Here is a 19,229-nt window from a genome sequence, read left to right as displayed (position 1 = left end):
ATCAGGCTAGGTCAGCCTTCGCGGCGCCGCACGATCTCGCCGATCCACAGGGGCGCGAACGGCGAGGTGCACCCGGGCGGGGTGGGGTAGTCGGCCAGCACCTGCAGGCGCTCGCCGATCTCCAGGGCGCGAACGCGGAGCGGCGGATGGTGGATGCCGATGTTGGCGAGCGTCTCGTTCATCGACCACTGCAGCCGCGACGGCGCATCCTTCATGTCGCGCTCGATCAGGTCGAGAAGGTGGGGGAGGTCGAGGCCGTCGGGGTTCTTGACGACACGCTCCGTCGTCAGCGACCAGGCGGCCGCGGCGACCGTCGGATCGGCGTCGTCGAACCAGCGCAGCCGCATCTCTTCGGCGAGCGGGGTCTTCTTCGCGACGTAGTTCACGAACCAGTCGTTGACCTTCGGCGGACGCGTCTCGCGGAGCATCGCGTCGAGCTCGTCTGCGGTGAAGTCGCGTGGCCGGCAGATCAGCAGGGCGAGCAGCCGGGCAGCGGTCTCACCGGTCCCCCACAGCTCCTGCGCGAGCGGCTGATCGGTCTTGATCTTCTTCGCCACCGCGCGCATCCTGCTGAGGTTGATGCCGTGGTCGTCGCCGCGCTTCTCGTTCGCCGCGCGCATCTTGGGGTCTTCGAGCGCGGCCAGCTCGCCGAGGGCTTCCGCGAGTGTCGTGTCGGGCATGGAATCAAGAGTAAGCCTGGCCCCTCCTGCGCGAGCGGGTCGGCACTTCCCACGTCAGTCCTCGTCGAGCAGCCCGCCGTGGATGCGGCGCAGGTCCTCCATGAGCGAACCGATGAGGATCCAGTGCTGCGACGACGGCGGGCGGACCACCAGCGGTGCGGTCAGGGCCGGGATCGCCGAGGTGAGCGCTTCCGGCTCCGGTGCGATGTCGGCGATCTGCACGGCCAGGCGCACGTCGTGCCCTGCCCGGCGCAGCTGATCCGCGATGGCGGCGACCACGGGCTCCTCGCCGATGGAGTCGTCGTAGTGGTCGAAGTACGCGCGCGTCATGCCGATCGTCTGCGTCACGATCGGCGACAGTCGATCGAGGAGCTGCCTCATCTCGCGCAACTCCGCCCGGTGCGTGGAGCGGCGCGGGTTCAGGGTGAGCGACTCCTCGCCGGCGACGATGGATGCCTCGGCGGCGTTCTTCATCGGGCGCAGCAGACGCACCTCGAGCATCAGCTCCTGCAGCCGCGCGGGAGTCTGCGGCTCGGGAAGCGCGTCGGCCAGGCGGTCCAGACTCGCGGCGAGTTCCTTCCCGAGCAGGCCGAGGTCGCGCCGCGCGGGTGCGACCAGCACCGGCGGCACGATGAGCGCGTTCACGACGAGCCCGATCGCGACGCCGATCAGTGTCTCGACGATGCGGGCGAACGCATACTCCGGACTGGACGAGCCGAGCGCGAGCACGAGCATCGCCGAGATCGCGATCTGGTTGCCGGTGCCCGGAGAGGTGCGCAGGAGCCAGGCGACGAGCATCGCTACCACGATCGCGAGCAGCACGACCCAGCTCGACGACCCGAGCAGCAGCCCGAGCGCCACGGCGATCAGCACGCCGGCGATCACGCCGATGCTGCGCTCGAGCGCCTTCGACAGTGACTGGTTCACACTCGGCTGCACGACCAGCAGCGCAGCGATCGCGGCGAACACCGGCAGCTGGGCGGGGAACACCCACCCCGCGATGAGCCAGGCGCCGATCGTCGCCGCCGCCGACTTCCCCACCTGCAGCAGCGGGGAGCGCTGCGAGGCGCGGATGGCGGCGGGGATGCGCATGTCGTCCACGGTAGTCCTGCGCCGCCGCTCGCCGTCGCTGCGTCGTCAGGGGGTGGGTTCCGCAGACTTGCGGAGCGGTCCCTTCGAGATGTCGTCGATGAGCCAGACGCCGTCCACTTTCGTCAGCGAGTACTCACGCGGTTGGGCGAACTCCGCTCCGGGGTCGACGTCGAGCTCGTGCAGGTATCCCTCCGAGGCCTCGACGATGGCGAAGAGCGACTCGAAGCCCACGGTCGCGTGCAGGCGATCGGCGTCGATCGTCGATTGCAGCCACGCCACCCCGGTCTGCTCGATAGTCAGGTCGGCGTCGTCGTACATCGCGACCACGGCATCGCGGTATCCCTGCGCGGCGAGCTTCTCGCTGAACAGCGGCGTGAAGTACATCTCCTCTGCGGTCACCGACTCCGCGACCGTCGCGGGGGAGCGGTTGTCGGATGCGCCGGAATGCAGCGCCACGACCTGTTGGAGCGCCTGCACATCCGGATCGTCGAGACCCAGGGCCTCCTCGGTCGATGAGATGCTCCAGAGGGTCGCGTCGGGGTCGAATCGCGGTGTCGCTGAGGCGCTCGGTGCCGGGCTCGCCGCCTCGGTCCCCGCGGGTTCCGCACAACCGGTGAGTACGGTCGTCACGATGAGCGCCAACGCCAAGGACAGGGCGGCGGTGGTGCGGCGGCGAGTGGGAATCATCACGTCTCCTTTCGTGGGAGGGGTCTCAAGCGCCCCTCCCAGGGATGTCGTCTCAGTTGGCGGGCGCCGCGTTCAACTGCCAGTGAGAAGACCACCAGGAGCTCGACACGTTGCCGAACTCGACCTTTCCGGTGCCGTTCTCCACGTGCAGTGCTCCGGAGGCGTTCTGGATGCGGACGTACCCGCTGCCCGCCGACGGCGTCGACCATTCCGCGGCGGTTCCGGCCGTCGCTGCTGTGCCGTGTCGCACCGTCGAGCCGCTCGTGTACAGGTACTGGTTCGTCCACCGGTTGCGGTACTTGGTCGCGCCGGACGAGGTCGTCTCGGGCACCCACTGTGCGCTCCAATACGTGCTCGGAACGTCGCCGAATCGGACGAGGCCGTCGTTCGGCTCGACGTTGACCGCGCCGGAGCGGTGGCGGTTGTTGATGAGCTTCCACGTCGGCGACACGGCCTCGGAGTATCCGGCGTTGTCCTTGAACACCCGCAGGTAGTCGACCTCCCACTGCTTCGGCCAGACGCTGTTCGGCTGGCCGGAGCCCGCGCCGGTGTAGATGTTCATGATGATGCCCATCGCGGTGTTCGGAGCATCGTTGAGCGTCTTCACGAGTTGGCCGTCGTAGTAGAACTTCAGCTCGGTGGGCGTCCAGTTCATCGCGTAGACATGGAACTCGGTCGTGGGCGATCCGGACACCGGCACCGTGTCGAGGGACCAGGAACCGAGGAAGTTGGGGTCTCCCCAGCCATATGCGGCGATGCGCCAGCTGTTCGGCGTGCTGAAGAACGTCTCGATCATGTCGATCTCGGACTGCCCGCCGGTCGTGTTGGTCCCGACCAGCCAGAGCGCCTGGTGGCCGCCGCCGCCGGCGTTCGAGTTCTTCGCCCTGACCTCGACGTACCCGTACTTGGTGGAATAGCCGTTGAACGTCGGCAGGCTGTTGCGGTTGACCGCCGAGGAGTTGAACGGGTGCCAGTTGTTCTGGTTGTAGGTCTGGATGGCCGACGAGACCACCGTTCCGTCCTGATCCGGGTTCCACGGCGGCTGGTTCTGCTCGACGCGCAGCTTGATGGTGCCGTCGGAGATCGTGTAGCGCGCGGCGGTGTCTGCGAAGTCTTCGGCGGGGACCCAGTGCGGCAGGTAGTTCGGCATCCACTTGTCGGTGTTCAGGGTCGTCCCGGAGAACTCTTCGGCGAAGTCCAGGGTGTAGCCCGGCTTCGAGTCCGGGTTCGGTGGCGTGTCCGCCGCCCAGGCGGCTGGTCCAGACAGGACCAGCGCGCCCACGGTCGTCGCGATGATGGTGGATGCGGCGAGTCTGCGGGTGCGGATACGGGCAGGGTTTCGGCGGGTCACGGGGGCTCCTCGGGATCGACTCTGATCGTGGATCTGGTCGCGAAGAACACTCATCGACCAGCGAGGACAATTAACCCGGACTCTGACGTAATTGTCAATACTCTTGCGAGAACAACCGCTTTCGCGCCGAGACGCTGCTGACGGCCAGGGCGCCGAGGCAGGGGGCGGCTGCTCCAAGCGACGAGGTGCGGAGCTCGGGCACGAAGAGTGCCCGTCCGGCGAGTTCGGAGCGCAGGGCATCGGCGAGTCGATCGGATGCCTCGGGAATGCTGCTGCTCACGACGACCGCGTGCGGGTCGATGGCGAGCACGAGCGCACCCAGGCCGTCGGCGATCCCGGCGGCGAACTCGGCGATCGCCTCGTCGCTGCCGCCGTGCCGGCGGAACAGGAGCTCCAGACCGTCCTCGGCTCGGGCGGACAGGCGCTGCTGCGCCTGTGGCCAGGCCACCCGTTGTAGAGCGCCGATCTCACCGGCAGCTCCGTGCGCCCCTCGAGCCACCCTTCCCTCGACGACCGACGCGGCGGAGATCCGATTCCCGATGCGCAGCAGCACGGCAGTCTCGTCGGCGCCGATCGCACCGTTCTCGATCTCGGCGAACGCGGCGAGCTTGGTGTCGTTGTCGAAGGCGATCGTGGCGCCGGGGAACATCCGCCGCAGGTGCGCATCGATGTCGACAGCCAACCAGTCGGGAACCACCGTCGTCTTCACGGGGTGACCGTCGGCGTCGACGATGCCGGGGATCCCGACGGTGAGCGCCGCCAGTTCACGGGGCGACGCTGTCGACTCCTCGAGCAGCGCTTCGACGATCTCGGTGATGGCCGTGACGGCGTCTGCGCCGCCGGAGAGATCCTGTTCGATGCGTCTGTGCGGTGCGGTGACCGTGCCTCGCAGGTCGCCCGCGATCCCGGCGATCCCGTGCGGGCCGATGTCGATCCCGACGGACACGCCCCGGTCCGCAGCCAGCCGGTATCCGCGTGCGGGTCGCCCCGCCCCTCGTGGCCGCAGCTGCTCGGAGCGGATCAGGTCGGCATCGAGCAGCTCGGCGAGGACGGCTTCGACCGTGGTGCGGGAGAGCTCGGTCGACGCGGCGAGGCGGCTCGCGGTGAGTGGGCCGCCCTCATCCCAGAGCGTGGTCAACACGGCCTGACCGTTGAGTCGCCGCATGGCGGCGAGATCGGTTCCGAGTGCGGGTGAGGTCACGTGTCCTGACTACCACATCCGCTGACGGTGCGGCTTGACACGATCGGACCACTGACCTATCTTTGGGAATTACCACGGAGAGTTGCAAAATAGAATCTCTCCTCCACCCGAAAGCGACACTCCATGCAAAGACGCACGCGACTCGTCCTCGCCCCTCTGGCGGCGGGCGCCCTCCTCGGCCTTGCTCTCACGGCCTGCACGCCCGGCGCGACCACGACCGGCGCCGGCGCCGCCCCCGACGCCAGCACCGAGCTGACGACCGACGACATCACGCTCACCCTGATGTCCACGCCGGAATCCGGTGCGGCCACCGAAGCGACGATCGCTGCGTTCGAGACCGAGCATCCCAACATCACCATCGAGTACTCGCAGACCAACTACGAGGACTACAACCAGAGCGTCAATCTCAACCTCTCCAGCGATCAGTCGCCCGACATCGTGCTCCTGAACGCGGTCGCCAACACGGTCAAGAACAAGCTCGTCCTGCCGCTCGACGACTACGCCGACCTCTACGGCTGGAATGACTTCTTCCCCGCCAACCAGCTCAACCAGTGGCGCGTCGCCGATAACGGGACGACCCTCGGCGATGGGGGAGCGCTCTACGCGGCCCCCGCCGGGTTCTCGCTCGTCGGCACCTATTACAACAAGGCGATCGCCGCCGAACTGGGCATCGACGCGCCGACGTCGCTGACCGAGTTCGAGGCGGCTCTGAAGACCGCGAACGCGGCCGGCGCGCTTCCGGTGCAGGTCGGAAACGCCGAGGGGCACGCCGCCTTCGTCGTCCAGCTGCTGGGACAGGGCGCGTCGGGAGCCGACACGGCCAATGCCTGGGCCTTCGGGCATGCGGGTGCGACCTTCGACACCGAGGCGAACCACGATGCCGCACAGACTCTCGCGGACTGGCAGACGGCCGGCTACCTGGGCGACCCGACGACCGTGAACGGCACCGACCTCCAGGGCGCGGTGGACAACTTCATCGGCGGCAAGGGCCTCTTCCTGGTGGACGGCATCTGGGATGCCGGCAAGATCGGTGAGGGTTTGGGCGATGACGCTGGTTTCCTCCCGTTCCCGGGTGAGAACATCACCGGGATCGGCACGTCGGTCGCCTATGCGATCTCGACGCAGAGCGAGCACCCGAACGAGGCCGCGGCCTTCCTCGACTTCCTCCGCTCGCCGGAGGCGAGTGAGCAGCAGTTCGCGCAGGGGTTCATGCCCGACGACCCAACGGTCGCCGTCGCAGAGGAAGGGACCCTCCAGGGCGACATCGTCGCCGCCTGGGCGGAGATCGCCGAAGCCGACGGTCTCGTCGCATTCAACAACAACGCGACAGCGACGATGAACGATGCCCTCAAGGCGGGCACGCAGCAGCTCATCGCCGGGCAGATGTCGGTGGGCGACTTCATCGCTTCGATCCAGGCCGACTGGGCCGCAGCGCACGCCGGCTGATCCATGACCGAACCGCTGACCCGCACACGGGGGGAGTCCGGTCGTGTGACCGGCTCCTCCCGGCGGACGCGACGGGGCTGGAGCTCACTGCTCTACCTGGTTCCCGCCTTCGTCTTCTACGGGACCTTCACGATCGCGCCGTGGGTCCAGAGCGTCTGGCTCTCCTTCTGGGAGTGGGACGGCATCGGGGCCGCGACCTGGGCCGGGTTCGAGAACTACATCAAGGTCGCCACCGACGAGCGGCTCGTCGTGGCACTGCGCAACGGTCTCGGCTTCATCGTGTTCTACACGGTCTTCCCGGTCATCCTCGGGCTTCTCGTCGCCGCGGTGATCGCGGCGCGTCCGCGCCGCGGATCGGGATTCGTGCGGACGGTGCTCTTCCTTCCGCAGATCCTGCCTCTCGTCGCCGTCGGCGTCGTGTGGCGCTACCTGTATGCGGCAGACGGGCCCATCAATCAGGTGCTGCGTGCTGTGGGGTTGGGAGATGTGGCCAGGGCGTGGCTCGGCGACTTCACCTGGGCGTATCCCGCGGTCGGCGTGATCGGCACCTGGGTGACGACCGGACTGTGCATGATGCTCCTGCTCGCCGGCATCCAGAAGATCGATCCCTCGCTCTACGAAGCCGCACGTCTCGACCGCTGCGGCCCGGTGCGCCAGTTCTGGCATGTCACGGTTCCCGGGGTGCGGGCGGAGATCGTCGTGGCCGTCACCGTCACCCTCATCTCCGCACTCGCGAGCTTCGACATCGTCTACGTGACGACCGGAGGCGGTCCCGGCTACCAGACCATCGTCCCCGGCGTGCTGATCTACAAGCTCGTCTTCACCTCGAACGAAGTCGGGCTCGCATGTGCGCTGGCCACCGTGCTGAGCGCGATCATCCTCGTCTTCGTCGCCGTGATCGGCCGAATCGGAAGGCGAGGCGCATGAGATCCGCCGGCTCCCGCATCCTGTCCGCTGCGTTCCTTCTGGTCGCAGTGCTCAGCGTCATCGTGCCTTTCTTCGCGCTCGTCTCGGCTGCGCTGCAGCCGGCCGACACCCTGGCGCCGACGCTCACCTGGCCGACCGATCCGCAATGGAGCAACTTCGCGACGGCGTGGAGCATGGCCGGATTCGGTTCGCTGCTCGCCTCCAGCGCGATCATCGCCCTCGTCGTCGTGCCTGTCTCCGTGGTCTGCGCCACGCTCGCCGGCTACGCGATGGGCACGATGCGGATGCCGGCGAAGGGGTTCCTCTTCGCGTTCTTTCTGGCGGGACTCACGCTCCCCTACGAGGCGATCGTCATCCCGCTCTACTTCGCCATGCGATCGACGGGTCTGATCGACACCTACTGGGCGGTCATCCTCCCGCTGGCGGGCGCGTTCATGCCCTTCGGGATCTTCTGGATGCGCACGCACTTCGAGTCCGTCCCGACGGAGTTGATCGAAGCCGCCCAACTCGACGGCGCCGGCCGGTTCCGCACGCTGGTGCAGATCCTCGTTCCGGGGGCCAAGCCCGCGATCATCACCTACGCCCTGCTGACGTTCATGTGGGCGTGGAACCAGTTCCTGCTCGCGCTCATCCTCATCCGTGATCCCTCCCGGCGCACGGCACCGTCCGGTCTGGGGACGTTCGTGCAGCAGTACGGCGAGAACATCCCCCTCCTGGCGGCAGGAACGATCATCGTGATCGCTCCGATCGTGATCCTCTACTTCATCTTCCAGCGCAAGTTCGTCGCCGGCCTCGTCCAAGGAGCACTCAAATGACCCTCTCGAATCCCGTCCGCCTCGCTGTGATCGGGGCCGGATCGCGGGGGACCGGCTATGCGCGGCGCGCGGTGGCACAGGGCGCGGCCATCACGGCGGTCGTCGAGCCCGACCGATCGCGACGAGACGCCTTCCTGGCCGAGTTCGCCGGGCAGCGGATCGAGTGCTTCGCGACGTGGGAGGACATCGTCGCGCAAGGCGAGCGAGTCGCCGACGCGGCAGTCGTGTCCACTCCCGATCGTCTGCATGCCGACCCCGCGATCGGTCTCGCCAGCGCCGGCTATCACCTGTTGTTGGAGAAGCCGATCGCGCCGACCGAGGAGGAGTCCGCCCGAATCGTCGAGGCCGCCGAATCCGCGGGTGTCATGCTCGCGGTGTGTCACGTGATGCGGTACTCGGGCTATTCGCGCACGCTCAAGCGGCTGCTGGACGACGGTGTGATCGGTCGTCTGGTCTCTGTCGAGCATCTGGAGCCGATCGGGTGGTGGCACTTCGCTCACTCCTACGTCCGCGGGAACTGGGCGCGAGAGGCCGATTCCGGTCCGATGCTGCTCACCAAGAGCAGTCATGACATCGATTGGCTGTCCTACATCATCGGTCTCCCGGCGGAACGCGTCTCTTCTTTCGGGAGCCTGCTGCACTTCCGGCCGGAGAGCAAGCCCGTCGGCGCCACCGACCGCTGCCTCGACTGCCCGCTGCAGAACACCTGCGCGTACTCCGCGACACGGATCTATCGCGGCTTCCTCGGCGACGAGACATTCGAGCGCTGGCCGCTCGCCGTGCTGACGACGGACGTCTCCGCGGAGGGCGTGGACCGCGCGCTACGCGAAGGTCCGTACGGACGCTGCGTCTTCGACGGTCAGAACGACGTCGTGGATCACCAGGTCGTCAACATCGAGTACCAGGGCGGAGTGACGGCATCCTTCACCGTCACGGCGTTCACAGAACTCGACTTCCGCAAAACGCGTCTGTTCGGGACCGACGGCAGCATCGAGGGCGACGGACGTGGTTTCGTGGTGCACGATTTCGCTCGGGACGAGAAGTACGACGTCGTCCCCGAGTCCCGAGGCAACGCGAGCGCGGCCGACGGGCATGGGGGCGCGGATGACGCACTCGTCGAGGCGTTCCTCGAGGCGGTGCGCACCGGCGACCGTTCCGGCCTGTTGTCCGGACCACAGGAGAGCCTGGCGACGCACCGGATCGTCTGGCTCGCTGAGGAGGCGCGGAGGAGCAACGCCGTGGTGCCCATCCCTGCTCCTCTGCACTGACGAGAGATTGGCCGCGTAGCTCAGGGGTCTTGCGCGATACCGAGAACCGGGGATACTCTCTGCCTAACTAATAGTCGTTAGGCAATCATGACCCGAGCAACGATCCTCGCCGAGGCCCGCACGATCTTCGCGCGCCAGGGCTACGCCGAGGCGAGCCTGCGCGAGATCGCCGAGGCCGTCGGCATCAAGACGCCCTCCCTCTACGCGCACTTCTCCAGCAAGGAGGCGCTGTACCAGGCGGTGTACGCCGAGGTCGCCATCGAGCACACGGCGTTCTTCGACGATCTGGCTCGCAGCAGCGGCGAACTCGAGCCACTGGCCCGCCTGCGCCACCTGCTCGGCGGCATCGAGGCGTACTACCGCGACCGCCCCGACCTGGCCGAGTTCAGTCTGCGCGCCGCCGTCACGGAGTACGGCCCGGCCGGCCGGCAGCTGCGCGAGATCTTCCTCGACTCGGAATCGAAGCTCGCCGCCGCCGTGCGCCAGACCTACGACGACGGCGTCGCCTCCGGAAGCTTCATCGACGGAGACGCCGACGGTTTCATCGCGCTCGTCTTCGTCTTCATGGACGGCCTCTTCCTGCAGCTCACGCACTACGCACCCGAAGTGTACGGCGAGCGCTTCGAGCAGGCCTGGCGTCACCTCGCCACGATCCTCTCCCGCTGAACAAGCCCGCCCTGCGGGGCCCTCCGCATCTTGGGAACCCGAATCCCGCGGACGGCCCCGCACGGCTACTCCTGAAAGAGCAGATGATGACCACCACCGACTACGAGCACGGCGTCGTGCCCCAGGACCAGCGCAAGAGCTGGCTGTCGATCGCGACTGTCTGGATCGCGATAGGCATCGATCTCTCCGGCGCCTTCCTGGGTGTCGCACTGGCCTCCGGCATGGCGTTCTGGCCCGCGATCGCCGCCACCGTGCTGGGCTCGCTCCTGCTGGGGCTGCTCGCCATGGGGTGCGCCTACGTCGGCGCGTCGACAGGGCTCAGCAGCGCCATGATCTCGAGGGCGGTCTTCGGGAAGGTCGGCGGCGCGATCCTCGCCCTCGCCATCTCCGTCAGCCTGATCGGCTGGTTCGCCGTGCAGGCCGGATTCTTCGGCGCGAACGCACAGATCGCGTTCGCCGAGTTCACCGGCATCGATGTCCCCGTGCAGATCTTCACGGGCGTCGGCGCCGTCCTCATGGCGCTCACCGCGTTCTGGGGCTACCGCGCCATCAACCGTCTGAGCGCCCTGGCCGTGCCGCTGCTCCTCCTGCTCCTGCTGGTCGGGGTCATCGTCGCGTTCGCCGTGAACGGGGCGTCCGGGCTCGACGCTCCCGTCGAGCAGACGATCACGTTCGGCGGCGCCGTCTCGCTCGTCATGGGCATCTTCATCCTGGGCGTGGTGCTCGCACCCGACATGGCCCGCTGGGCCCGCACGCCGAAGCAGGCGATGATCGCCGGTTTCGTCGGATTCTTCTTCGGCAACTCGATCATCATCGTCGTCTCGATCCTGCTGGCGCGGATCATGGACGGCACCGAGCTCATGGCCATCTTCTTCGCGCTCGGTCTCGGCGGCGTCGCCGTGGTCGTGCTGATCCTCGCGCAGTGGACGACCAACACCACGAACCTCTACTCGGCCGGGCTCTCGTTCGCCGCGATCAGCAAGCGGTTCGACCGCCGCATGGTCACCGCCGTGCTCGGCGTCATCGGCATCATCATCGGAGTGATCGGCGCCGCCGACTACTTCGTGCCCTTCATCCTCGTGATCGGCATCATCATCGCGCCGTACGGCGGCGTCTACCTCGCGGCGTTCTTCACCGGCCGCCGCGGTCCGCGCTGGGCGCACGGAGCCGCGGTCCCCACGGCCGACGGCTGGTCGATCGCGGCCTGGGTGGTCGGCATCCTCGTGGCGGTGGCCACGACGAATCCCGCCGACGGGCCGGGCTTCGGGTGGTTCACCCTCACCACGATCTCCGCACTCGACGGTCTGATCGTCGGCTTCCTCGTCTACCTCGCGCTGGTGCCGCTGCGTCGCAAGGTGGAGCCGGATGCCGCGGCATCCGCTCCCGCCTCGGCGGAGCCCTCGCGTCTCGACGACCCCGCTCGCCTCGACGATGGAGTGAGCGCATGACCGGCGCGCAGCTGACAGAGGCGGACATCGACGAGATCGCCCTCGGCGCCGCGGTGCTGGGTACGGGTGGCGGCGGAGATCCGCACGTCGGCTCGCTGATGGCGAAGCGCCTCATCCGCCTGCACGGTCCGGTCGCGCTGCGAGGGGTCGACGACCTGACCGACGACGACTTCGTCATCCCGATCGGCGGCATCGGCGCCCCCTCGGTGAGCGTCGAACGCATCCAGGCCGAATCCGAGCTGCTCGCGGCTCTCGCCGCCATCGAGCGCGCGGTCGGTCGCCGCCCCACGGCGGTGATGCCGATCGAGGTCGGCGGCGGCAACTCCATGATCCCGATCGCCACGGCCGCCCTCGCGGGGCTCCCCGTGGTCGACGGCGACGCCATGGGCCGAGCCTTCCCCGAGGCGCAGATGGTGACCTTCCACCTCGCGGGCTACGGCCCCGGTGCCACCGTGATGGTCGACCACCACGGCAACGAGGTCGTCAGCCGTCCCGTCGACGGCGCGTGGTCGGAGCGCATCGCCCGCGCCGTGACCGTCGAGATGGGCGGCGGGGCGACGATGATCGACTACGCCTACGGTGGCGACGTCGTGCGCGAGTGTGCGATCCCCGGCACACTCACCCTGGCGAAGCGCATCGGGCGCATCCTGCGCGGACGGGATGCCGCCGGCAGAGAGCTCCGCGATGACGAGCGCATCGACGCCCTGTGCGCCGACCTCGACGCGGTGCGCCTGTTCGAGGGCAAGGTCGCCGACCTGCAGCGGGCGGTCGACGGTGGCTTCACCCGCGGGGCGGCCGAGCTCGATGGTGTCGGAGCCGACCGGGGGAGCGCGTTCCGCCTCGACTTCCAGAACGAGATGCTGCTGGCCCGCCGTGATGGAGCGCTCGCCGCGGTGACGCCCGACCTCATCTCTGTGCTCGACCTCGCCACCGGGATGCCGATCACGACAGAGTCGCTCCGCTACGGCGCGCGCGTCGCGGTGATCGCGATCCCCTGTCATGAGAAGTGGCGCACGCCGATGGGGCTCCTCACGGCGGGGCCCGCGCACTTCGGGTACGACGTCGACTGGGTCCCCGTCGAAGACATCCCGCGCGAGCGCCGTGCGCTTCCGGACAGCGCGCGGACCACCGAGGGGAAGGCTGCCTGATGGCCGGTTACCGTATCGGGATCGATGTCGGGGGAACGAACACGGATGCCGTGATCCTCGACGACCGTCTCGCCGTCGTGGCCTCCGTGAAGCGGCCCACGACGCGCGACACCGGAGACGGGGTCGCCGATGCGATCGACGCCGTGCTCGCGGCATCCGGTGTCGACCCTGCTCTCGTGTCGCACGCGATGCTCGGCACCACGCACTGCACCAACGCCATTGTCGAGCGCCGCGGGCTGGGGCGCGTCGGCATCCTGCGACTCGGAGCTCCGGCGACGACGGCCGTTCCGCCGCTCGAGGGCTGGCCCGACGACCTGCGGCGCGCGATCGGCGATCATGCGTACCTGCTGCCCGGCGGATTCGAGGTCGACGGCCGCCTGCTGGCGCCGATCGACGAGCAGGCCGTGCGCGAGGCGTGCGATCGCATGCGCGGTGAGGTCGACGCCGTGGCCGTCGTCGGCGTGTTCTCGCCCATCGACGAGAGCCAGGAGGAGCGCGTCGCCGAGATCGTCGCGGACGAACTCGGCCTGCCGGTGTCGCGGTCGGCGCGCATCGGCTCGCTCGGACTTCTGGAGCGTGAGAACGCGACCGTCCTCAACGCGGCCCTGATGCAGACGCTGACGCAGATGGCCCGCGGCTTCGTCGCCGCGCTTCGTGCTCGGGGTATCCCGGCGACCCCGTACTTCGGTCAGAACGACGGCACGCTCATGCAGCTCGAGTACGCGCTGGAGTTCCCGGTGCTGACGATCGGCTGCGGTCCGACGAACTCCATCCGCGGGGCGGCGCATCTCTCCGGGGCGACCGACGCCCTCGTCGTCGACATCGGCGGCACGACGACCGACATCGGCGTGCTCGTCGACGGTTTCCCGCGGCAGTCCGCGCACGCCGTGGAGATCGGCGGCATCCGCACGAACTTCCGGATGCCCGACGTGCTCTCGGTCGGTCTCGGCGGCGGCACGATCATCCGTCCATCCGGCGACGGGGTGACCGTCGGGCCCGACAGCGTCGGCTACCGTCTGCCGCAGGAGAGCCTCGCGTTCGGCGGCGCGACCCTCACGGCCACCGACATCGCCCTCGCCTTCGGGGGTGCGGAGATCGCCGGGCTGGCGACGCCGACCGTCGACCCCGAGCGCGGTGCGGCGGCATGGACCGCGATGCGCGCGATCCTCGAGGACTCGATCGACCGGATGAAGCCGAACGCGGCGCCGGTCCCGGTGATCCTCGTCGGTGGCGGAGGGATCATCGCTCCGGCCGAGCTCGACGGGGTGTCCTCGCTGATCCGACCGGACCACTTCGGTGCGGCGAACGCCGTCGGAGCCGCGCTCGGCGAGGTCGCGGGTCAGATCGAGAAGATCTACCGCGCCGATCCTTCGGACCGTCGTGCGTCCCGAGCGGATGCCGCGGCCGAGGCGACCGACCGGGCCCGGCTCGCCGGTGCCGACCCCGACACGATCGAGGTGGTGGCGGTCGAGGAGCTCCCCGTCGCCTACTCCGACGGCACCGCGGTGCTCATCCGCGCGAGAGCGGTGGGGCGACTGGCGGCGTGATCGCGGAGGCGCACCAGCGGAGCGCCTCGATCTCGTGATCGCGCAGCCAGTGGCCGCCACCGGGCACGATCTGCAGCTCGGCGTGCGGGAGCAGTGCGAGCCATGCCTCGCCGTGCGACACGGGAACGAGCACATCGGCCCCGCCGTAGACGAGCCTGGTGGGCGCCAGGACGGCGGCGGGGTCGAACGCCCAGGGGCGGGCGAACAGCGCGAGGTCGTCGTCGACCCAGCCGTCGATGCCGTGTGCAGCCCATTCGGTCGCCTCGACGGCTTCCTCATGCTGCACCTGATCACGGCCGAGCACTTCGCGATCGCTGGGCGGCAATCTTTCGAACCAGTCGGCCAGCGCGTCCGTGCCGTCTCCGAGCGAGGTCAGATGCGCCCACAGCGCGATCTCGCCTCGGCGCGCGGCATCGATCTCGGCGACGGTCTCGGCCACCATCCCGGTCGCCGCATCGAACCCGAACATGGCAGGGCCGAGACCGACGTCGACGCACAGGGCGCTCACCCTCTCCGGCAGGAGGGCTGCCGTCGCAACCGCGTGCGGCCCTCCACCCGAGGTGCCCTTCACCGCGAACCGCTCCGCGCCGCAAACGTCGGCGATGCTCCTGCTCCACTCAGCGGCATCGGCGACGGTGCGCCCCGGGACGCTGTCTGATCCGCCGTAGCCGGGTCGATCGTAGGAGCAGAGCCTCACCCCGGCGGCCGTCGGCCCCATCCACCCTCCGGGCACCGCGACCGAACTGCTCGGCGTCCCGTGATGGAAAACGACGAGAGGCCCATCCGGGTCGCCCCATTCGCGCACGCGGATCGAGCCGGCTGAGGTCTGCAGATCGAACTGCCGATTCCACGGCGACGCGGTCATGCGAACTCCAGCACGTCGCGCGGAAGCGTGGAGAGGAACCGCGGACCCGTCTCCTCGAACACGACGGTGTCGACGAGGATCAGCGAGGTCCACGACTCGAAGTTGGTGACGAGGCCCGCCTCGATGACGTCGTCCCTCTCGTCGTCCATCCCCCAGGTGAATTCCCCGACGAAGTCGGTGGGAGCGACGGAGAGTCCGAGTTCGTACGCGGCCGAGCCGGCGCCGGGCGCCCCGCTCTCGGCGAAGTAGGTGCGCAGCGCATCGATCAACTGCTGCCACGGCGCACCGACCACGCCGTGCTGCTGCACGACGTCGTAGGCTCCCGCGGCGATGGCCACCTGGCGGCGGCTCTCATCGGAGACCCGCCCGAACATCAGGGGGCGGGTGGCCCTGGCGTGGTAGCCGTCGACCGACGAGGCGACATCGGGATGCACCACCGGCCCCGATCCCAGGAGTGCGCGGCCGCTGAGGCGGTGCAGTGCGGAGACCGACGATCCGGCGGCGACGGTCTCGTGCAGCGCCGCGGGCTCGCCACCCGCGCGCACCATTCCCAGGGAGTAGATGCCCCACGCCTCGAGCTCGGAGGTCTCGGGAGTCGCCTCCGCGAGGATCGCGCGGACTCCGGCATCGGCCGCGGCCTGCGCCTGTTCGATCTTGCGGATCTCGGCGGGGCTCTTCAGACGCCGGATGCCGCGGAAGGGCACGGTGACGTCGACGATGCGGCATCCGAGCTCCTCGAGCATGGCGTCGACGACGTCGGCGACCGCGGGGCTCGGGATGCAGCTCCACCGCTCCATCCCGACGCGGGAGCCGGCCCACGGTCGGAGCTGGTCGGCGAGGAAGCTCACGTAGTCGTCGAGCGACGCCTCGTGCATCTCCGACGACGAGGGGAGTGTGCGCACGTCATCGAGCACGGTCGCGGTCCGCGCGAGCTCGTCGTGGTAGCCGGCATCGATGATGAACGGGCTGCCCTCCTCGACATGCACCACGATGCACTGCGCCGGTGGCATCGACGTCGACGTGTGCTGCCGATACCAGCGCACGCGATAGCCGGTGAGCCAGGCCATGGTGTCGGGGGCGGTGAGGATGGCGACCGTGACGTCGGCGTCGGCCATCGCGCGCCGCATGCGCTGCAGGCGGTCGGCGTACTCTTCTCGCGTGAAGGGCAGATCTGCGTCGTTGCTCATCCGACCATCGTCACCGGTTTACCGCGTCGAGTGAGTGCGACGCCCGTCGCATTTCTGATCACGGAATTCCGCATCCGTCGAAACCACGGAGCGCTGCGATCGGATTGACTCTCGACAACCCGAAGCCGCGTTGCGGCATCCCTGCCCCCATGGAGACGCCATGACCGTCAGCAGCCCACCCGAAGCCCCGCCCGGGCGCACCTTCTTCGGCCTTCCACGCACGCTGTACCCCGTCGCGGGTTTCGCCGGATTCGATGCCCTCGCCTTCTACGGCATGCAGACGATCCTGGTCTACTACGTCTATTTCGCCGCGAGTGAAGGGGGCCTGGAGCTCTCGCCCTCGGTCGCGATCGCCATCGTGTCGACCTACAGTGCCGCGACCTTCCTCGCGACGATCTTCATGGGCTGGCTCGCCGACAACGTGCTCGGCGCCGGCCGCGGGCTGCGGTGGGGCGCGGTGCTCGCGCTCGCCGGTTATCTGGTGCTGGCTTTCGTGCCGGGCGAGCTGGGGCTCGCGATCGGCCTCATCGCCATCGCGTTCGGGGCAGCCTCGATGTGGGTGAGCGAAGGCGCCGTGATCGGGGGCACCCTCAACGCGCACGAATCGAAGCGGGAGTCCGGCTTCACCGTCTATTACCTCGGCAGCGCGGGCGGCGCGCTCGTCGGCATCACGTTGACCGGAGTGGTCCAGGCCGAGTTCGGCTTCCGGATCGGCTTCTTCGCCTCCGCCGTCGCGATCCTGATCGGGCTGCTGATCTACCTGCCCTTCCGGCGCTCGACCGAGGCGACAGCACCGGTCGTCTCGGGGGACGGCGTCCACGGCTGGGCGCTCGCCTGGCCCATCCTCGCGGCGGCCGTCTCGGTCGCCGCCGTCATCGGCACCGTCGCGGCGGGAATCAACCCGGCGACGGTCGTGGGCTTGGGGGCGTTCGTCCTCGCCGTCGGCATGTTCGTCAAGCTGTTCACCGGGGCGGATCTGGATCGCGAACACAAACGGCGCGTGCTGCGGTACCTGCCCTTCTTCGGCGCGACCGCCGTGTTCGCGATGCTGTACCAGCAGCTCTACACGACCGTGGCGATCCATTCCGAGGCCAGCACCGATCGGGTCATCTTCGGAGTCGAGCTCCCACCATCGACCGTGCTCGGCATCGCGCCGCTGTGCACCATCATCTTCGCCCCGATCCTCGCCGCCGTATGGGGGGCATTGGGGGAACGCCAGCCGTCCCTCGCCGTCAAGTTCGCCGTGGCCTTTGCCGGCTGCGCGCTCGCGATGGGATGGCTCGCCGTCGCCTCCGGCTCCGGCGAGCTGACGCCCATCATCGTGCTCGTCTTCATCGTCTTCGTGTTCGGCGCCTCGGATGTCGTGGTCTCACCCTCCGGTCTCTCGCTGGCGAGCGCCGTGGCACCCGCAGGATTCGAGACGCGCATGCTGTCCGTGCACTATCTCGCCGCCGCCATGGGCATCGCCGCGGCCGGCATCGCGGGTGACGGGTTCGTCCCCGGCGAGAACGAGACCGGCTACTTCGCCGTCTTCGCCGTCGTCGGGGTCGTCGTCGCCGTAACCATGATCGTCGTGCGGCTCGCCTTCGGCAGGCGTCTCGTCACCACACAAGAAGGAGAGGTCGTCTGATGACCGCTGCACCGCTCGCCACCAGGACCATTCGTGCCGGCGCCGTCGCCGACGTGCTCACCGGTGAGGTTCTCACCGACCACGCCATCGTGATCGACGGCGAGCGTATCGCCGCGGTCGAGCCGTGGTCGTCGGCGCGACACGGGGGTGGCGATGAGGTACTCGATCTCCGCGACCACCTCGTCGCGCCGGGACTGATCGACCTGCACACGCACCTCATCGGAGAACTCGAGCGCGGCAGCTACAGCCCGTACCTGACGGGATCGCCCGCCCGCGATGCGCTGCTCGGAGTTCGGAACGCACGGGCCACCCTGCGGGCCGGGTTCACCACCGTGCGCGATGTGGGCAGCTTCCGCGCCTTCGTCGACGTCGACCTCCGCGACGCGATCGACTCCGGCATCTGCGAGGGTCCGCGCATGGTGTGCGCGGGAGCGTACGTCACCTGCTCATCAGGTGGCGGCGAGATCACCGATCTCGCTCTCGACATCGAGCTCCCGCAGGCGTACCGCTTCGGCGTGGCCGATTCCGTCGACGAAGTGCGGTCGGCTGTGCGTCGCATCGCACACCGTGGCGCGGACGTGATCAAGATCATCGCGACGGGCGCGGTGTACGCCACCGGCACCATTCCCGGCGCGCCCGAATACACCGAGGCCGAGCTGAGGGCCTGCGTCGAGGAGGCGGCTCTGAACGGGCTCTTCGTCGCGGCGCATGCGCACGGCGAGGAAGGAGCACTGCGAGCGATCCGCGCCGGAGTCCGCACCATCGAGCACGGCACTCTTCTGGGAGACGCCGCGATGTCGGCGATGCTCGAGCACGGCACCTATTACGTGCCGACGACGTACCTGCTGCAGTGGGTCGAAGAGCACGGTGAACGGGAGGACTACCCGTCCGGCGTGCTCGAGAAGACGCAGACCGTCGGCGCATCGGCGCGCGCAGCCGTCCGACTCGCGATCGAGGCGGGCGTGCGGATCGCCTACGGGACGGATGCCATCGTCTTCCCGCACGGTCGCAATGCCGGACAGCTGGCCGAGTTCGTCGAGTGGGGGATGACGCCCATGCAGGCACTCCAGTCCGCGACCACGGTCGCGGCCGACTGCCTCGGGCGATCCGCCGACATCGGGGCGATCGCTCCCGGCCGATTCGCCGACCTCGTCGCCGTCCGCGGTGCGCATCTCGACCGGATCGAGCGCTTCTGCGATGTCGCGGCGGTGCTCAAGGGTGGGGCGCTCGTCGTGTGACGCCGGCGGAGGAGGGCCGCGGCGTAGGATCGG

The 19,229-nt window shown here is 68.8% G+C and carries 17 protein-coding genes; 10 read left to right on the top strand and 7 right to left on the bottom strand.

Annotated elements, in window-relative coordinates; all coding sequences use genetic code 11:
* Nucleotides 1-11 precede the first annotated feature (11 nt).
* The 5 genes from ABD648_RS10685 to ABD648_RS10665 form a co-directional block, all read right to left on the bottom strand.
* Nucleotides 12-680 carry a DNA alkylation repair protein gene (locus ABD648_RS10685; protein ID WP_282214934.1) on the bottom strand — a complete coding sequence of 223 codons (669 nt, stop codon included), beginning with the start codon at nucleotides 678-680 and terminating at the stop codon, nucleotides 12-14.
* A gap of 54 nt (nucleotides 681-734) precedes the next feature.
* The gene (locus tag ABD648_RS10680; protein ID WP_282214933.1) at nucleotides 735-1,772 is read right to left on the bottom strand and encodes an FUSC family protein; all 1,038 of its coding nucleotides are present in this window, start codon (nucleotides 1,770-1,772) and stop codon (nucleotides 735-737) included.
* A gap of 45 nt (nucleotides 1,773-1,817) precedes the next feature.
* Complete coding sequence (locus tag ABD648_RS10675) at nucleotides 1,818-2,459, bottom strand: hypothetical protein (RefSeq protein ID WP_282214932.1); 642 nt, start codon at nucleotides 2,457-2,459, stop codon at nucleotides 1,818-1,820.
* Nucleotides 2,460-2,511: 52 nt separating this feature from the next.
* Nucleotides 2,512-3,810: a glycoside hydrolase family 16 protein gene (locus ABD648_RS10670; protein ID WP_282214931.1), complete on the bottom strand. Its 1,299-nt coding sequence runs from the start codon at nucleotides 3,808-3,810 to the stop codon at nucleotides 2,512-2,514.
* 94 nt (nucleotides 3,811-3,904) lie between these two features.
* Nucleotides 3,905-5,011, bottom strand: coding sequence for an ROK family transcriptional regulator (locus ABD648_RS10665; protein ID WP_282214930.1), 1,107 nt, complete (start codon nucleotides 5,009-5,011; stop codon nucleotides 3,905-3,907).
* A 123-nt stretch (nucleotides 5,012-5,134) separates the two neighbouring features.
* Between ABD648_RS10665 and ABD648_RS10660 the strand changes: the two genes are divergently transcribed.
* The 8 genes from ABD648_RS10660 to ABD648_RS10625 all read left to right on the top strand — a co-directional run bounded on the left by ABD648_RS10660 (nucleotide 5,135) and on the right by ABD648_RS10625 (nucleotide 14,276).
* A complete protein-coding gene (locus ABD648_RS10660; protein WP_344709031.1) occupies nucleotides 5,135-6,457 on the top strand; it encodes an ABC transporter substrate-binding protein in 1,323 nt (440 codons plus the stop codon).
* A 3-nt stretch (nucleotides 6,458-6,460) separates the two neighbouring features.
* Entirely contained in the window at nucleotides 6,461-7,384 is a 924-nt protein-coding gene (locus ABD648_RS10655) for a carbohydrate ABC transporter permease (RefSeq protein WP_282214928.1), read from the top strand.
* The gene (locus ABD648_RS10650; RefSeq protein ID WP_282214927.1) at nucleotides 7,381-8,199 is read left to right on the top strand and encodes a carbohydrate ABC transporter permease; all 819 of its coding nucleotides are present in this window, start codon (nucleotides 7,381-7,383) and stop codon (nucleotides 8,197-8,199) included. Before ABD648_RS10655 ends, ABD648_RS10650 begins: the two co-directional genes overlap by 4 nt.
* Nucleotides 8,196-9,467, top strand: coding sequence for a Gfo/Idh/MocA family protein (locus ABD648_RS10645; protein WP_282214926.1), 1,272 nt, complete (start codon nucleotides 8,196-8,198; stop codon nucleotides 9,465-9,467). Before ABD648_RS10650 ends, ABD648_RS10645 begins: the two co-directional genes overlap by 4 nt.
* An 87-nt stretch (nucleotides 9,468-9,554) precedes the next feature.
* The gene (locus tag ABD648_RS10640; protein WP_282214925.1) at nucleotides 9,555-10,133 is read left to right on the top strand and encodes a TetR/AcrR family transcriptional regulator; all 579 of its coding nucleotides are present in this window, start codon (nucleotides 9,555-9,557) and stop codon (nucleotides 10,131-10,133) included.
* Between the two features lie 86 nt (nucleotides 10,134-10,219).
* Nucleotides 10,220-11,581 carry a cytosine permease gene (locus tag ABD648_RS10635; protein ID WP_282214924.1) on the top strand — a complete coding sequence of 454 codons (1,362 nt, stop codon included), beginning with the start codon at nucleotides 10,220-10,222 and terminating at the stop codon, nucleotides 11,579-11,581.
* Nucleotides 11,578-12,729, top strand: a complete 1,152-nt coding sequence (locus ABD648_RS10630) for an S-methyl thiohydantoin desulfurase family protein (protein WP_282214923.1) — start codon at nucleotides 11,578-11,580, stop codon at nucleotides 12,727-12,729. The genes ABD648_RS10635 and ABD648_RS10630 overlap by 4 nt, the downstream gene beginning before the upstream one ends.
* Nucleotides 12,729-14,276 (top strand): hydantoinase/oxoprolinase N-terminal domain-containing protein, encoded by a 1,548-nt coding sequence (locus tag ABD648_RS10625; RefSeq protein ID WP_282214922.1) that lies wholly within the window; start codon nucleotides 12,729-12,731, stop codon nucleotides 14,274-14,276. Before ABD648_RS10630 ends, ABD648_RS10625 begins: the two co-directional genes overlap by 1 nt.
* On the opposite strand, the gene ABD648_RS10620 is transcribed toward ABD648_RS10625, so the two are convergent.
* Nucleotides 14,239-15,141 carry an alpha/beta fold hydrolase gene (locus ABD648_RS10620; RefSeq protein ID WP_282214921.1) on the bottom strand — a complete coding sequence of 301 codons (903 nt, stop codon included), beginning with the start codon at nucleotides 15,139-15,141 and terminating at the stop codon, nucleotides 14,239-14,241. The two genes, ABD648_RS10625 and ABD648_RS10620, sit on opposite strands and share 38 nt — an antisense overlap.
* Nucleotides 15,138-16,328, bottom strand: a complete 1,191-nt coding sequence (locus tag ABD648_RS10615) for a M24 family metallopeptidase (protein WP_282214920.1) — start codon at nucleotides 16,326-16,328, stop codon at nucleotides 15,138-15,140. Before ABD648_RS10615 ends, ABD648_RS10620 begins: the two co-directional genes overlap by 4 nt.
* Nucleotides 16,329-16,488: 160 nt before the next feature.
* Between ABD648_RS10615 and ABD648_RS10610 the strand changes: the two genes are divergently transcribed.
* Both ABD648_RS10610 and ABD648_RS10605 read left to right on the top strand, forming a co-directional pair.
* Nucleotides 16,489-17,958 carry a peptide MFS transporter gene (locus tag ABD648_RS10610; protein WP_282214919.1) on the top strand — a complete coding sequence of 490 codons (1,470 nt, stop codon included), beginning with the start codon at nucleotides 16,489-16,491 and terminating at the stop codon, nucleotides 17,956-17,958.
* On the top strand, nucleotides 17,958-19,196 hold the full coding sequence (locus ABD648_RS10605; protein WP_282214918.1) for a metal-dependent hydrolase family protein: 1,239 nt from the start codon (nucleotides 17,958-17,960) through the stop codon (nucleotides 19,194-19,196). The genes ABD648_RS10610 and ABD648_RS10605 overlap by 1 nt, the downstream gene beginning before the upstream one ends.
* The last annotated feature ends 33 nt before the right edge of the window (nucleotides 19,197-19,229 follow it).

The sequence above is a fragment of the Microbacterium luteolum genome, assembly GCF_039533965.1.
GTDB classification, from domain to species: Bacteria; Actinomycetota; Actinomycetes; order Actinomycetales; family Microbacteriaceae; genus Microbacterium; species Microbacterium luteolum.
Note: the sequence above shows the minus strand (reverse complement) of the source record. Positions and strands in the feature narration are given on the sequence as shown.

Coding starts and splice junctions, on each gene's coding strand:
- ABD648_RS10625 (WP_282214922.1), top strand. CDS start 12,729: ATGGCCGGTTACCGTATCGGGATCGATGTCGGGGGAACGAACACGGAT.
- ABD648_RS10610 (WP_282214919.1), top strand. CDS start 16,489: ATGACCGTCAGCAGCCCACCCGAAGCCCCGCCCGGGCGCACCTTCTTC.
- ABD648_RS10650 (WP_282214927.1), top strand. CDS start 7,381: ATGAGATCCGCCGGCTCCCGCATCCTGTCCGCTGCGTTCCTTCTGGTC.
- ABD648_RS10645 (WP_282214926.1), top strand. CDS start 8,196: ATGACCCTCTCGAATCCCGTCCGCCTCGCTGTGATCGGGGCCGGATCG.
- ABD648_RS10655 (WP_282214928.1), top strand. CDS start 6,461: ATGACCGAACCGCTGACCCGCACACGGGGGGAGTCCGGTCGTGTGACC.
- ABD648_RS10685 (WP_282214934.1), bottom strand. CDS start 680: ATGCCCGACACGACACTCGCGGAAGCCCTCGGCGAGCTGGCCGCGCTC.
- ABD648_RS10675 (WP_282214932.1), bottom strand. CDS start 2,459: ATGATTCCCACTCGCCGCCGCACCACCGCCGCCCTGTCCTTGGCGTTG.
- ABD648_RS10630 (WP_282214923.1), top strand. CDS start 11,578: ATGACCGGCGCGCAGCTGACAGAGGCGGACATCGACGAGATCGCCCTC.
- ABD648_RS10615 (WP_282214920.1), bottom strand. CDS start 16,328: ATGAGCAACGACGCAGATCTGCCCTTCACGCGAGAAGAGTACGCCGAC.
- ABD648_RS10605 (WP_282214918.1), top strand. CDS start 17,958: ATGACCGCTGCACCGCTCGCCACCAGGACCATTCGTGCCGGCGCCGTC.
- ABD648_RS10620 (WP_282214921.1), bottom strand. CDS start 15,141: ATGACCGCGTCGCCGTGGAATCGGCAGTTCGATCTGCAGACCTCAGCC.
- ABD648_RS10640 (WP_282214925.1), top strand. CDS start 9,555: ATGACCCGAGCAACGATCCTCGCCGAGGCCCGCACGATCTTCGCGCGC.
- ABD648_RS10635 (WP_282214924.1), top strand. CDS start 10,220: ATGACCACCACCGACTACGAGCACGGCGTCGTGCCCCAGGACCAGCGC.
- ABD648_RS10660 (WP_344709031.1), top strand. CDS start 5,135: ATGCAAAGACGCACGCGACTCGTCCTCGCCCCTCTGGCGGCGGGCGCC.
- ABD648_RS10680 (WP_282214933.1), bottom strand. CDS start 1,772: ATGCGCATCCCCGCCGCCATCCGCGCCTCGCAGCGCTCCCCGCTGCTG.